This window comes from Streptomyces sp. NPDC005151, assembly GCF_053599875.1.
The window spans coordinates 18,450-30,687 of record NZ_JBSFYR010000026.1; the positions used below are offsets into that span (position 1 = coordinate 18,450).

Sequence of the window (12,238 nt, forward strand, 5' to 3'; positions counted from 1 at the left end):
GATCGCCCTGCCCGTACGGGGCACCTTCACGTTCACCGTGGACAGCCAGGCATGCCTCATACAGCCAGGTCAAGCCCTGTGCATCCCGCCGCAGCACATCTACACCACCGGACAACGCGCCGAACCCCGCGGCGAGCTGCTGTGGCTGATCACGCGTACCTCTCCTCAGGCCGACGCCACCCCCCTGCACACCGCACTGTCCGTGCTCGCGCAGTCCACCGCTGCCGCCGTCTGCTTCCACACGGCCGCATCCTGCAGACCCTCGACGAGATCCTCACCACGCCCCATCCCACCCACCTGCGCCAGCACGAATTCCGCTACCTGCTGCTCGCGGAACTGCTCGCCCTCGCCGACGCCCACACGCACGCCGCAGCCACCCCCACGAAGCAGGCACCCCTGCACCCGGGCATCGCCAACGTGCTCGCCCTGATCGAGCGCAGCCTGGAGCGGCCCCTGAGCGTTGCCGACCTCGCCGCTCACGCCAGGCTGTCGACCAGCCGGTTCTACGACGTCTTCACCAGCCAAGTCGGCACCACGCCCAAGGACCATGTCCACCGCCGGAAGATGGAGCACGCCCGGCGCCTGCTGCGTGATCACCCTCATCTCACCGTCACCGAGGTAGCCCACCGAGTCGGCTTCTCCTCCTCCCAGTACTTCGCCAGCGTCTACCGGCGCTACTACGCCACCTCCCCCTCCACCGATCGCCGGCCGACGGCACCGTCTTCTGTTCCCGTGGAAGGACTCGAACGCCCCACCCCCCCTGCGCACTTACGGTCCACACCATGAACACCACCACCCAGACGCACGAAACGTGGGCCAGGGACGGATTCGTCACCGTGGGCTGCCTCCTCCACGCAGACGAGATCGCCGCCTACCGCACCCTGTACAACCACTTCCTGGACGGCACCATCAACTGCGCCGACAAGCGTGCCGACCTCGGCACCGGCAACGCCGCCACCCAGGGCAACGAGACGATCACCCAGATCATGTGGCCCTCCGCCCTCGCCCCCGAGGTCCACACCCTGCCCCTGCACGACCGCGCGCTGCGCCTGGCCAAAGAACTCCTCGGCGACGACGCAGAACTCGACTTCGACATGCTCATCGACAAGGCTCCCGGCAGCGCCACCCCCACCCCGTGGCACCAGGACGCCGCCTACTGGGTCGACCTCCCCGACACCCGCGCCCTGTCCCTGTGGGTCGCCCTCGACAACGCCGACCTCGACAACGGCTGCATGTGGTACGTCACCGGCTCTCACAACGGACCCATCCGCCCCCACTGGACCACCGGAAGCAGCGCCGCCCTCCAATGCCAGTGCAGTGAACAGGAACCCGGCGCCACCCCCGTCCCCATTCCACCCGGCCACGGCATCGCCCACGCCGGCAAAACCCTGCACTACTCCCGCGGCAACACCACCACCAACCGCCACCGCCGCGCCTACATCCTCAACTACCGCCCCGCCGCAATGATCACCCTCGAGCGGGAAAAAGGCATGGACCACGGCCTCAGCAACAACGAACGAAAGATCCGCAACACCAAAGCCGGATGACCCTCCTGAAGTTCCCCCACCATGCCGACCAGCTTCCGGCGGGCCGGGTTTTTCCTGGAAGGCCGGATAGCGCCGCGCAATGAACTCCAAGACCTCACTGGAGAACCTGGAGGCGACAGCGAGGAACTCGATGACCGTGCAGCGCCCGGACACAGGATCCCAGGACCTCGTCACCGTCACCGTAGCGCCGTCAGTTCTGTTCCCGTGGAAGAACTTGAACGCCCCGCCTCTCCTGCGCACTTACGGTCCACGCCATGAACACCACAACCCAGACGCACAAAACGTGGGCCAGGGACAGACTCGTCACCGTGGGTTCCCTCCTCCACGCAGACGAGATCGCCGCCTACCGCGCCCTGTACAACCGCTTCCTGGACGGCCTCCGGCCCTCTCGTCGACCGATGCTGAGTGGGTCGCGGCCCGTCGCGTGGCTAGCGGCCCTGTTGCTGCTCGTGCTCGCGTCGACCCTGACCGGTATCACCCCGACGTCAGCCGCCACACCGGCCAACCAGTCTGTGTCACCACCGGCAGTTCCCACGGTCATCCCGGTTCCGCAATCCATGACCCTGAAAGGGGGCCATCCATTTGTCCTGACCAAGGACACCGAGATCGTGGTCGACGGGAGCGGTGCAGCCACGGTGGGCGGCTATCTCGCCAACCTTCTACGACCGTCGACCGGCTACCCACTCCCCGTGTCCGACCACGGGCGCGGCAAGCAGGTGATCGAGCTGCGGGTGGCCGGCGTCGACCTCGGAGTCGAGGGCTACCAACTGGAGGTCAACACCGACCGAGTGCTGCTGCGCGCCTCGAGTGCCGAAGGTCTGTCCCGTGGCGTGCAGACGCTGCGCCAGCTGCTGCCCGCCGAGGTTGAGGCCCACCGCGTCCAGTCCGGGAAGTGGACGGTGCCGGCGGTACACGTGAGGGACAAGCCGCGATTCGCTTGGCGTGGTTCCATGATCGACCCGGCCCGCAACTTCCTCACGGTGCAGGAGATCAAGCAGCACATCGATACGCTGGCTCTGTACAAGATCAACATTCTGCATCTGCATCTCACCGACGACCAGGGGTGGCGGCTGGCGATCAAGAGCTGGCCGCGGCTTACAGAGGTCGGCGGGAGTACCGAGTGGGGCCCTGGTCCGGGCGGTTACTACACGCAGGACGAGTACCGCGACATCGTCGCGTACGCCGCCGAGCGTTACATCACGATCGTCCCCGAGATTGATATGCCCGGTCATAGCACCGCCGCGGTGAGGTCATATCCCGAGCTCAGCTGTGATGGCCGTGCCGGGGAGCTGTGCCCCGACAAGTCCGTAACCGACAAGTTTCTTGACGACGTGATTCGGGAGGTCGCGGCGCTGACTCCGGGGCCGTACATCCACATCGGCGGCGATGAGTCCGACATGTCAGATGAGACTTATGTGCGGTTCATCCAGCGAGCCGAGCACATCGTGCAGAAGCACGGCAAGCGGATGGTTGGCTGGGACGAGGCCGCGACGGCGGGCCTGTCGGCTCACTCGGTCAATCAGCACTGGTATTACTCTGATCTCGCGGCGACGGCTGCACAGCAGGGTGTCCCGGTGGTCATGTCACCGGCGTCGTATGCCTACTTTGACATGGCGTACAACAAGGACACTCAGGGTCGCGCATGGGCAGGTCGCATCAGCGTCCAGCGCGCGTACGAATGGAATCCGGCCACCCTTATCAAAGGCGTCGGCGAGTCCAACGTGCTCGGTGTAGAGGGTCCGGTGTGGGGCTTTCCGGAGTGGGGAGATGTACCGTCGGGCGCGGCCTTCGACACGTTCAAGGGCCTCCAGTTTATGGCGTTTCCGCGGACCGCGGCCCTCGCCGAGGTCGGCTGGTCGGCGCAGCAGGACCGGTCATGGGCGGACTTCCGGGAGCGGCTCGGCAGGCAGGGCGCGCGCTTGGAGCGGCTAGCGTCGAACTACTACCGTGCACCGGACGTGCCGTGGCCATTCGGGTTCAACCTCGACACGACCGAGCTGCACCCTGGCAAATCCTTTACTGCCGTGGCGAGGATGCGCAACGACTACGGGTTCTCCACGTTGACCGATGCCCGCTTCCAGCTCGACGTGCCAGAGCAGTTCGTCGTACGGCCGCTGTCCAACACCAAGGCCGAGTCGGTGGCGCCGGGCGAGACGTTCACGGCGAGATGGGAAGTGACGGTGCCGAGCGGATACGACCCGTCGGCCCCAATCGAGTACGCCGAAGTAGGTGCGACGGCGTCATACGTACACGCGGGTGTCCGCCAGTCCGCCCAGGAACGAGAGCGTGTGTCGGTGGTGACGCCCGTGCAGGCGCCGTACCTGACCGCGGATCATGACGCCAACGCCATCTTCGGCCAGAAGGACGGCCACTTCTCGATTCTGGCAGGAGGCCGCGACGCTTGGGGCCCCATCGACGAGTACGGCACGATCTACCGTGACGACATCCTGAGCAACGAGGGAACCGTCACGGTAAAGGTGCTCAGTCAAGAGAACACCGGGCAGTGGGCAAGAGCAGGCATCATCGTGCGCAATGACCTCGCCAAAAGCGGGTCCACCGGCTTGGTCAGCGTCTTCATCACCCCAGGGAACGGCTGCGCGATGACGTGGGACAGCAACGGCGACGGCTACAACGACCGGGTCGCCCAGGTGCCCGGCGTCAAGGCGCCAGTGTATCTGCGCCTCAAGCGGTCGGGCACCGGCTATACGGGCCAGTGCTCGGCAAACGGCACGGACTGGACGACCGTCGCTGCGGTCGACGTACCAGGGGCTGCGGCGGTCCAGGACGCTGGCATGTACGTGTCTGCCGCCGCCCGGGAGATCGGAGGCCTCGTCCAGTTCACCGGTTTCGGCGTGCAGAGCGACCTGCCCTCCGGACCGGCAGCAGGGTGACGGCCAGGGGAGACGGCTTCACAAGCGCACACGGAGAATGCGCGGACAACCTGCCCGTGATGGCGGCGCACACCAGATCAGCGCCGCCGGCTAACGCCACGTGGCGCATACGGTCTGTGCCCGTGGCCATGGAAAAGTCGCCGCAGGTGGCCGGTTCGAGGTCACCGCTGGTGGCCGGCTGAGGTCCCCGCTTCTTGCATGCGCGTCAGCGTGTCGTGGACGTCGAGCTTGACGAGGCGTTTCAGCTTGGCGCGAGTGCCTTCGATGTTCTTCGGCAGCAGTTCGTGGTCAAGGGCTTCGCAGACGTCACGGGCTCGTAGGGGTCGGTGGCCTCGTTGAAGACGGCGAGGATGTGCGGATAGTCCGGGCGCTCGGGCAGGTCCGGCGAGACCGGGTGGGTGGGGAGTCGTTCGGTGAGGGCGGTGACGGTCTTCCGGGTGATCGCCAGGTGTTCCGCGTGTGCTCCGTTCAGGCAAGAGGGGCGGCCGGGCCCGTTCGGGGCCCGGCCGCAGGCGGGTGGGGTCAGGAGGTGGCGGGGGTGTAGCGGGTCGCCAGGACGGCGACGATCTGCGGCAGGACCCCGCGCAGCGGTTCGGGCACGTCGGTGTGCTCGCCCGCGCCGTTCGGGGCACCCAGCAGCACGACGGGCCCGTGCAGGCAGTACGGCAGTCGGCTCAGGCGGATCGCGTTGATCAGCGAGGTCGCGAACAGGTTCTCCGGCTGCGTGTCCCGCCCGTCGGCGTTCACGACCACGGCCACGCGGCGCTTGCCATCGGGGCGGGAGTAGTGGGCGGTCTCGGCCCAGCCGCCGACGGCGTCTCGAAGGGCCTTCGCCCGTGCGTCGCCGGCGGGCAGTTCCAGGTCGGTGAGGGTGCCGTCGACGTCGAGGCGGATCGCGCGAAGGATGACGGTCACGGTTGTCTCCCAGAGGGTGAGGGGTGAGGCGGCCGCCGGGCGGCGGCCCCCGGGGTGGTCAGCGGCCGCCGAGGTCGACGGCGAGTTCGGTGAGCATCAGGCGTGCCATGCGCAGCTCGTGGGCGGTGGCGTACTTGTCGGTCTCGGCGCGTGCGGCCATCTCGACCAGGCACTTGAGCAGCACCTCGGGCAGGCGGCCGACCCAGGCGGTGTAGTTCTCGCCGTACGCGGTGGCTCGCCAGGTCTGGTGGAGGGTGGCGCCGGTCGAGAAGGCGGCCTGCTCGGCGGCTTCGTCGTCGAGGCCGAACCGTTCGGCGAGCAGGGGCTGCAGGTGGGGGCCGTCGATGATGTCGGCGAGTCGGTGGCCGATGACGGGCCGGTAGTTGGGGTCGCCGGTGACGCAGACCTCGTAGGGGCCGGCGAGTCGGTCGAGCGGGGCGGTGGCGGGCATGGCTTCCTCCAAGAGGCCGTTGGTCGAGCGGGGGCGGGGCCCGGCCGCCCACCTGGTGGGGTGGGCGGCCGGGCCCGGGGTGGGTCAGGCGAACCAGAACCAGACGTCCATGAACTCGTCCAGCTCCACCAGGGCCTGCGAGAACTTCTGCGCGCGGGTGTGGATGAAGCTGGCCGCGTCGATCGGGCCGCGCTCCGGGGCGATGGCCACGAGCGTGATGCGCAGCTCGTCGGACGCCGCCGGCTCGCAGATGACCTTCAGGACGCGGGAGTTATCGGCGAAGCGGGCGTAGACGTTGTTGCCGACGCGCGCGACATGGTCAGCGCGCTGGGTGAGGTGGGCGGTGAACAGTTCCTGGACGGTGCTCAGACTCATGGCTTCTCCGAATGAACTGGAACGTTTGAAAGGTGTGGCACACCTTTAGGCTTGCCTTTCGCTGCCGATAGGGCGCACCCCTTTCGAGGTGCGCCCTATCGGTTTCCTACTTTGCGAAGGTTCGAACGCAGCACAGCTGGCCCTGCGGCCCGTTGTCCCAATCGACGACGAACTTGTGGACGGCAGTGGTGTTCCCACTGGCCTGGCGCTTCCAGTCGGCCTTCACCTCGCGGACTGTCCCTCTGTCCCCGGTCTGGCCGTGTTCGACGGTGTCTCCGACGTTGTAACGACGCATCGTCGTCTCCCTCCGCATTCATGGACTCCTTGCCGGCGGAGGGAGCTCCCCCCGCCTCTCTCCACTTATTCTAGCGGCAATCCCCAGGAAGGCCAGAACTTTTTTCTCGTTTGCCCAGGTCAGGCCCCATCCAGTCCGACCCGCGCCCGACCACCGCACCATCCGGCCACAGCACCGCCTCCACTTACGCCGCGGCCTCGGCCCGGCCCGCGCCCGGCGGCGGCACGGCCTCTGCCTCCGCCCGGCCCACGCTCGGCCACGGCACCGCGTCCAGGGCCCGACGGTGCGTGTCCGGAACCTCGGCCAGCGGCCAGCCCGTCCAGTGCAGGCCCATCGCAGCGAGGATGAACGCGTCCGCCTTGTCGTACCGGCCCGGCCCCTCGCACTCCATGCCGTACCGCTCGGCGACCGCGTCACGCACCATGCCCTTGGCGATGCGTGCCCGCTGCGCCTTGGGGTGCTCCTTCGCCGGGTTCGCGCTGCCGGTGGCGTAGATGGTCCGCGAGTGCGGGTTCACCACCGCGTACGGGATGTCCCGCTCCCACAGGTCCTGCGCGATCAGCCACCACAGGCCCGCCAGCTCGTGGTGGCCGGCCTGGCCGCCCCGCCCGTACGCCGCGCCCTCGATCACCACCAGGTCCGCCAGGCGGGTCCGGTCCCGTATCTCCTTGCGCAGCCACCCGAGGCGCTGGTGGCCGCGCCCCTTGAAGCGCAGCGCATCGGCCCAGCCGTCGCCCGCCACCCCCGTGCACGTCAGCGACGGGTCCAGGCCAATCACCAGCGGGGCCCGGCCGCTCGTGGCCAGCCAGGCACCGGGGGCAACAACGAGGTCGGTCAACGCGAGCTCCTTCACGAGCAGATGGGGGGTTGGTGGGCCGCGCCCGCAGGGGTGATGGGCGCCGCGGGCGCGGCCCGGCTTATGGGTCAGTGCGGGTGGGCCGCGGGCTCCTCGCCGCCCTCGGCGAGCTCCAGCAGCGCGCGGCGGGCCAGACGGGCGACGTCGCCGAGCAGCGCGATCACCGAGTGGGTGTAGTCGTCGGCGCTGGCGTTGGACGCGGCCAGGTACAGGGCCTGGCAGGTCTCCATGTCGCCGTTGGCGAAGGCGGTGATGAAGCGCAGGGAGAAGGTGTGCGCGGGGTGGCGGGGCTCGTCGTCCGGGTCCGGCGCGGCCAGCGCCCACTGCATCTCGGGGCCCAGGTGCCCGTACAGGCGCACGAGGGTCTGGCGGGCGGCGTCCGCCAGACCGCAGCACACCCCGTACATCTGCTGGCCGTTGCTGTTCCGGGCGATCTCGCCCATCAGGTTCGAGGCGATCTGGAAGTCGCAGTCGACGGCGTGCCTGATGGCGTCCATGACCAGCTTGGCGCGAAGGGAGTAGTCCACGATGCTCTGTTCCTTTGTCTAGGTGGTGGGGTGGGCCGCGCCCGCGGGGGTGCGGGCACCGCGGGCGCAGCCGGGATCAGGGGCTGGGTCAGGCGACGAGGAGTGCGAGGCTGTCCGCCCATGCGCGGCCGCCGGACGCCCACGCCACGGCGTGCAGGGCCAGGCGCTTACTGGTCTCGTCCAGCAGGCTCAGGTTCGCCAGGGACAGGGCATGACGTCCGGTCAGGAGGCAGGCCAGGCACAGGACCTGCCACTCCGAGGGCGTTCCGACCAGGGGGCCGTCGCCGGCGGACAGGCACGTGGAGGCAACCTGACGCCAGGCGATGCGGGAGCAGCCGTCGCCGTCGTCGTGGATCAGGCCGGTCCGCTCAAGTTCGGGCAGCCAGTGGCCATGGGTGGCGAGCAGCCACACGGCGGCTTCTTCCTGCCACGCTCCGGCGGCGCGCTCTCCAAGGCGGGCGGCGAGGTCGGTCGTGTCGTGGTTCACGTGTTCTCCAAGAGGAGTTGGGGTCAGCGGGTGGTGCGGGGTTTGGGCGTGTGGCCGACGTGCCAGCCGCCGCAGGCGCGGCGGCGGCACTCGTAGGCGGCCAGGCGTACGGCGCCCCTGGCGATCAGCCGGTCGCGGTGCTCCTCGGCCTGCTGCTCGGTGTCGTGGCGCTTCTTGCCGGTGCAGGCCCGGTTCTTGGTGCGGATCACTGGGGGCCGCCGGTGTCGGCGCGGGGGACGGTGGTGGGGTGGAGCATCGTCGTCTCCAAAAGGGAGTCGGGCCCGCCGCCCGCCCCCCTTTCGCCGGAGGCAGGCGGGGGAACGGGTCAGGTGGTACCGGCGAAGTCGAGCTGCAGCTGTTCCTGCTGCCGCTTGGCCTTCTCCGCCTCGCGGCGCGCATCTATCTCGCGGGCCGCCTGCCGGCAGGAGGGGCAGACGCGTTCGTCGTTGCGGCTGTGGCTCCTCGCTCCGGCTTCGGTGCCGCAGGAGGCGCGCAGCTTCGGCTCCGCCAGCTCCTCGTCGCTCACGTCGTCGAGGGCGTCGATGACTTCGCCGTTGCACCACAGGCGGCCGCCGGCGATCCCGTCGAACTTGACCTGGGAGGGCTTGATGGTGGCGATGCACTCGGCGCGGAACGGACACGGCCCGCACGTCGGCAGCTGAGGCCCGCACAGGTCTTTGATGTGTTTTGCGCTTTCGCAGGCGTCCTGGTTGGGCGAGAAGCCGTCCTTGCCGCTGCAGGGTGCGCGAAGGGTCCACGCGCCGGTCACATCTCCTCCTCGGGGTCGTAGGCGGTGGCGGGGATGATGGCGACGGCCGCTTCGGCCGGTAGCCGGGCGGCTTCCGCCCGGTGGTCGGGAGTGGTCACAGGGGTCTCCAAGAGGTCGGTTTCAGGTGGTGAAAGGGGGCGGCGGGCCAGGCCGGTTGGGCCCGGCCCGCCGCGGGGTTACAGGACGGCCTTGATGCACTCGCCGATGTGCCGGGCGACGTTCACCGACACGGCGTTCCCGGCCTGCATGGTCTGCTCGGCCTGGTTGCCCAGCACGATGTAGCGGCGGGGGAACCGCTGGGCCTCCAGCTGCTCGCGGGGCTTGAGCATGCGGAAGTAGCAGTCCTCCACCGCGGGTGCGCTGCGCAGGAGTGCGGCCGAGTCGCGGGTGGTCAGGGTGTGAACGGGCTCGGCGGCCGTCTTGACGGCGGCCTTGCGGTAGGGGATGACCAGGGAGTTGCGCAGCTCGGGCGGGACGGGCCCGCCGGGGACGACCAGACCGTGATGGTTGCCCTGCGCGGTGACACTGGTAATGGGCTCGGTGGCCAGGGCCGGGTTGGCGTTCTGGCGGTAGGTGATCACGAACGGCTCGGGGTCGACCGTGACCAGGGCCTCGCTCTCGCGGGTCAGCCGGGTGCGCATCGGGTCGGCGACATCGCTGCACGCGGTGTTCCAGCTGCCGCCGGTCGGCACGAGCAGCGCGTCGCCCTGCTTGATGGTGCGGGTGGAAAACGGCCGCTCGGCCACCGCGTAGGCCCGGTCGGTTCCGTCCCGGCCGTGGTTGAGGGTGATCGAGGACGGCTGGTGGGGGAACTTGGCGCGGCCCGCGCGGATGCGGTCCATGGTGGTCTCCGCCAGCGGCTTCTTGCGGTCGCCGATGCGCTGGCCGAGGTCGTCCCAGTTGATGACGGAGGCGGCCGGGCGCACGTACGGCTCGACCTCGGCGTGACGGCAGCGTGTGTTGGGGCAGCGGTAGCTGTAGTCGCGCAGGTACTTGCCGACACGGACCCCGGGCTGGAACCAACTCTTCTTCGCGCGGACGTCCTTGCCGCACTCGAAGCAGAACGCCAGCGGGCGGGGCTCCAGGTCCGGCTTGGGCATGCCCTTGAGGCGGAAGACGATGTAGATGCGGTCCCGCCACTGCGGGGCGCGCAAGTTGTCGTCGTCGCCAACGTGCGCGGAGGTGGCGCACAGGATCTGCGGGGCCTCGTAGCCGAGCTCCGTCATGGCCTTGACCCAGGCCTTCCTCAACACCCAGCACAGCCAGAACTCGACGACGTTCTCGATCACGACGTACGGGAACCGCTTCGCCTCGCAGGCCCGCACCACGCACCAGGCGGTGGCCCGGGTCCGCTCGAACGCGTCCGGGGTCAACGCCTTCCACGACTCGGCATCGTCGTCATCGCCGAGCTGGTCGAGGACTTCGAACAGGTCGAGCTGGTCAGTGGGGTGAATGCGGCCGCCGGCCGGGCTCACCTCGGTGCAGATGATCGACGCCCACAGCATCAGGGCGCGGGGCAGGAAACGCATGGGGTAGCCGGTCACGTCGGCGACCAGGTGCTCGCAGTCGGGGTGATTGGCGGCGTGGCTGTCGATCGCGGTCCGCCAGTGGTTCATGGCGAGCTTGCCCCGCCATCCGGCCTCAACCAGGCCAGAAGTAGAACCGCCCGCTCCGGCGAGCAGGTCGTTGAACGTCAGCTCGATGTCGGTCGGAAGAGTGGTCAGCACAGAGGTCTCCAAGGGGTCGCGATCCGGCCCCGCACACGCGGTGCGGGGCCGGGCCGGTCAGGGGGCGATGGTCAGTTGGCGACGCGGGCGACGAAGACGATCTGTGCGGCCTCCTCGCGGCGGTGCCAGATGGTCAGGGGCCACTCGGTGCCGCCCTGCTCGTGGACCATCTGCCAGCCGTCCTGCTCCAGCTGGTGGGTCTGCCAGCCGTACTCCTTGACCGCCTGCAGGTGGGTGTCGAAGGGGCCGGAGGTGATCTGCCCGGTGGGCGTGTGACCGGTGCTGACGCCCACGAAGCTGACGGCGAACCGCTCGGGGGTCTCGATCAGGGACATGCCGAGGACCTGGCCTGCGGTCTTGGTGTCGGGGTCGCGCAGGTCGTGCAGGTAGATCGCGACGGCGGCGAGCATCGTCCGGATGTCGGCGGCGTGCTGGCCGTGCTCGCCTTCGGCGGTGGAGTCGTAGAGCAGTCCGTCGTGGTTCGGGTTGTCCACGTGGCTGCGCACGATCCGCCAGCCGGTGACGTCGGCGAGACGGTCGGGCAGGGAGTGGTCGTCGGCGATGACCAGGTGCGTGCCGTCGGGGAGGTTGGCGTAGATGACGGTCTCGCCGCCGGAGGTCTCGATGTCGCAGGCCAGTCCGGCCGCGCGCAGCGGGGTGGTGACGGCTTCGTACTGCTGCCACAGGGCCTGCCACTCGGGGCGGTTGACGCGGGCGTGGTCAGGCATGGGGGCGAGGTTCATCATGATCTCCAAGAGGTGAGCGGTCGTCACAGTACAGAGTTGTGGCACATCCGGGAACCGGGGGGCGGGCTCGGCCGCCCCCCGGACGGGGGGTCAGGCCGACTGAGGTGTCGTGGCGTTGGTCCGGGCCTCTTTCAGCTGGGCGCGTAGGCGCTGGATCTCGGCCTGCGCTCTGTAGAACTGGGCACGATCGGCGTCATCGACCTCGATCGCGATCGCGTTGGCGTGAGCGTCGAGGACGTCGGCCATGCGGCGAGCCTCCTCGGCGATCCGTCGGGCCTGATGGGCGGCGTGACGGTCGCGCCTGGGGCTCAGGTGGAACTCGGCGCCGCCGGCCTCGGTCAGGAGCTGGTCGGCGATCTGGTCGCGGGCATGCTCGATGTCGCCGAGTCGTTCCGGCTCGACCTCGTCGCGAACAAGGTCGTCGTGTTCGATGAGCTGGGAGAGCAGGCCGCCGATGGCGTCGGGGTCGCGGCGCCAGGCGCCGGCGAGGTCGATCAGGACGGTGGTGACCTGCTGATGGGAGTCCAGGACGATGCGGTCCGGGTGGTCGCGGCGCAGGGTGGGCAGGTGACCCATGAGGTCCTCCAAGAGGCGGGTTCGGAAGGTCGAGTGGTGTGGCACATCTCGGTCCGGACGGCGGTGTTCGTCCGCC

The 12,238-nt window shown here is 69.1% G+C and carries 15 protein-coding genes; 3 read left to right on the forward strand and 12 right to left on the reverse strand.

The features are described 5' to 3' along the window. The first annotated feature begins 141 nt into the window (after positions 1 to 141). The 3 genes from ACWD6R_RS16425 to ACWD6R_RS16435 all read left to right on the forward strand — a co-directional run bounded on the left by ACWD6R_RS16425 (position 142) and on the right by ACWD6R_RS16435 (position 4,438). Positions 142 to 786: a helix-turn-helix transcriptional regulator gene (locus ACWD6R_RS16425; protein ID WP_451819298.1), complete on the forward strand. Its 645-nt coding sequence runs from the start codon at positions 142 to 144 to the stop codon at positions 784 to 786. Beyond that, a complete protein-coding gene (locus tag ACWD6R_RS16430; protein WP_451819299.1) occupies positions 783 to 1,547 on the forward strand; it encodes a phytanoyl-CoA dioxygenase family protein in 765 nt (254 codons plus the stop codon). The genes ACWD6R_RS16425 and ACWD6R_RS16430 overlap by 4 nt, the downstream gene beginning before the upstream one ends. Positions 1,548 to 1,801: 254 nt before the next feature. Next, the gene (locus ACWD6R_RS16435; protein ID WP_451819300.1) at positions 1,802 to 4,438 is read left to right on the forward strand and encodes a family 20 glycosylhydrolase; all 2,637 of its coding nucleotides are present in this window, start codon (positions 1,802 to 1,804) and stop codon (positions 4,436 to 4,438) included. 522 nt (positions 4,439 to 4,960) lie between these two features. On the opposite strand, the gene ACWD6R_RS16440 is transcribed toward ACWD6R_RS16435, so the two are convergent. The 12 genes from ACWD6R_RS16440 to ACWD6R_RS16495 form a co-directional block, all read right to left on the reverse strand. Further along, positions 4,961 to 5,353, reverse strand: a complete 393-nt coding sequence (locus ACWD6R_RS16440) for a hypothetical protein (protein WP_451819301.1) — start codon at positions 5,351 to 5,353, stop codon at positions 4,961 to 4,963. Between the two features lie 58 nt (positions 5,354 to 5,411). Next, positions 5,412 to 5,804 carry a hypothetical protein gene (locus tag ACWD6R_RS16445; RefSeq protein ID WP_451819302.1) on the reverse strand — a complete coding sequence of 131 codons (393 nt, stop codon included), beginning with the start codon at positions 5,802 to 5,804 and terminating at the stop codon, positions 5,412 to 5,414. Positions 5,805 to 5,888: 84 nt separating this feature from the next. Beyond that, positions 5,889 to 6,179, reverse strand: a complete 291-nt coding sequence (locus ACWD6R_RS16450; protein ID WP_451819303.1) for a hypothetical protein — start codon at positions 6,177 to 6,179, stop codon at positions 5,889 to 5,891. A 106-nt stretch (positions 6,180 to 6,285) separates the two neighbouring features. Then, on the reverse strand, positions 6,286 to 6,492 hold the full coding sequence (locus ACWD6R_RS16455; protein ID WP_451819304.1) for a hypothetical protein: 207 nt from the start codon (positions 6,490 to 6,492) through the stop codon (positions 6,286 to 6,288). A gap of 166 nt (positions 6,493 to 6,658) precedes the next feature. Further along, positions 6,659 to 7,312 carry a hypothetical protein gene (locus tag ACWD6R_RS16460; RefSeq protein WP_451819305.1) on the reverse strand — a complete coding sequence of 218 codons (654 nt, stop codon included), beginning with the start codon at positions 7,310 to 7,312 and terminating at the stop codon, positions 6,659 to 6,661. Positions 7,313 to 7,398: 86 nt separating this feature from the next. Then, complete coding sequence (locus ACWD6R_RS16465) at positions 7,399 to 7,857, reverse strand: hypothetical protein (protein ID WP_451819306.1); 459 nt, start codon at positions 7,855 to 7,857, stop codon at positions 7,399 to 7,401. Positions 7,858 to 7,945: 88 nt separating this feature from the next. After that, entirely contained in the window at positions 7,946 to 8,344 is a 399-nt protein-coding gene (locus tag ACWD6R_RS16470; protein ID WP_451819307.1) for a hypothetical protein, read from the reverse strand. Between the two features lie 23 nt (positions 8,345 to 8,367). Continuing rightward, a complete protein-coding gene (locus ACWD6R_RS16475) occupies positions 8,368 to 8,553 on the reverse strand; it encodes a hypothetical protein (protein WP_451819308.1) in 186 nt (61 codons plus the stop codon). 116 nt (positions 8,554 to 8,669) lie between these two features. After that, positions 8,670 to 9,113, reverse strand: a complete 444-nt coding sequence (locus ACWD6R_RS16480; RefSeq protein ID WP_451819309.1) for a hypothetical protein — start codon at positions 9,111 to 9,113, stop codon at positions 8,670 to 8,672. A gap of 176 nt (positions 9,114 to 9,289) precedes the next feature. Beyond that, a complete protein-coding gene (locus ACWD6R_RS16485) occupies positions 9,290 to 10,840 on the reverse strand; it encodes a DNA cytosine methyltransferase (protein ID WP_451819310.1) in 1,551 nt (516 codons plus the stop codon). 71 nt (positions 10,841 to 10,911) lie between these two features. Next, on the reverse strand, positions 10,912 to 11,568 hold the full coding sequence (locus tag ACWD6R_RS16490) for a hypothetical protein (protein ID WP_451819311.1): 657 nt from the start codon (positions 11,566 to 11,568) through the stop codon (positions 10,912 to 10,914). Between the two features lie 108 nt (positions 11,569 to 11,676). After that, positions 11,677 to 12,162, reverse strand: coding sequence for a hypothetical protein (locus ACWD6R_RS16495; RefSeq protein ID WP_451819312.1), 486 nt, complete (start codon positions 12,160 to 12,162; stop codon positions 11,677 to 11,679). Positions 12,163 to 12,238: the final 76 nt, after the last annotated feature.

Excerpts from the sequence above, each read along its gene's own strand:
- ACWD6R_RS16435 (WP_451819300.1), top strand. The coding sequence starts at position 1,802 with ATGAACACCACAACCCAGACGCACAAAACGTGGGCCAGGGACAGACTC.
- ACWD6R_RS16490 (WP_451819311.1), bottom strand. The coding sequence starts at position 11,568 with ATGCCTGACCACGCCCGCGTCAACCGCCCCGAGTGGCAGGCCCTGTGG.
- ACWD6R_RS16455 (WP_451819304.1), bottom strand. The coding sequence starts at position 6,492 with ATGCGGAGGGAGACGACGATGCGTCGTTACAACGTCGGAGACACCGTC.
- ACWD6R_RS16445 (WP_451819302.1), bottom strand. The coding sequence starts at position 5,804 with ATGCCCGCCACCGCCCCGCTCGACCGACTCGCCGGCCCCTACGAGGTC.
- ACWD6R_RS16450 (WP_451819303.1), bottom strand. The coding sequence starts at position 6,179 with ATGAGTCTGAGCACCGTCCAGGAACTGTTCACCGCCCACCTCACCCAG.
- ACWD6R_RS16430 (WP_451819299.1), top strand. The coding sequence starts at position 783 with ATGAACACCACCACCCAGACGCACGAAACGTGGGCCAGGGACGGATTC.
- ACWD6R_RS16495 (WP_451819312.1), bottom strand. The coding sequence starts at position 12,162 with ATGGGTCACCTGCCCACCCTGCGCCGCGACCACCCGGACCGCATCGTC.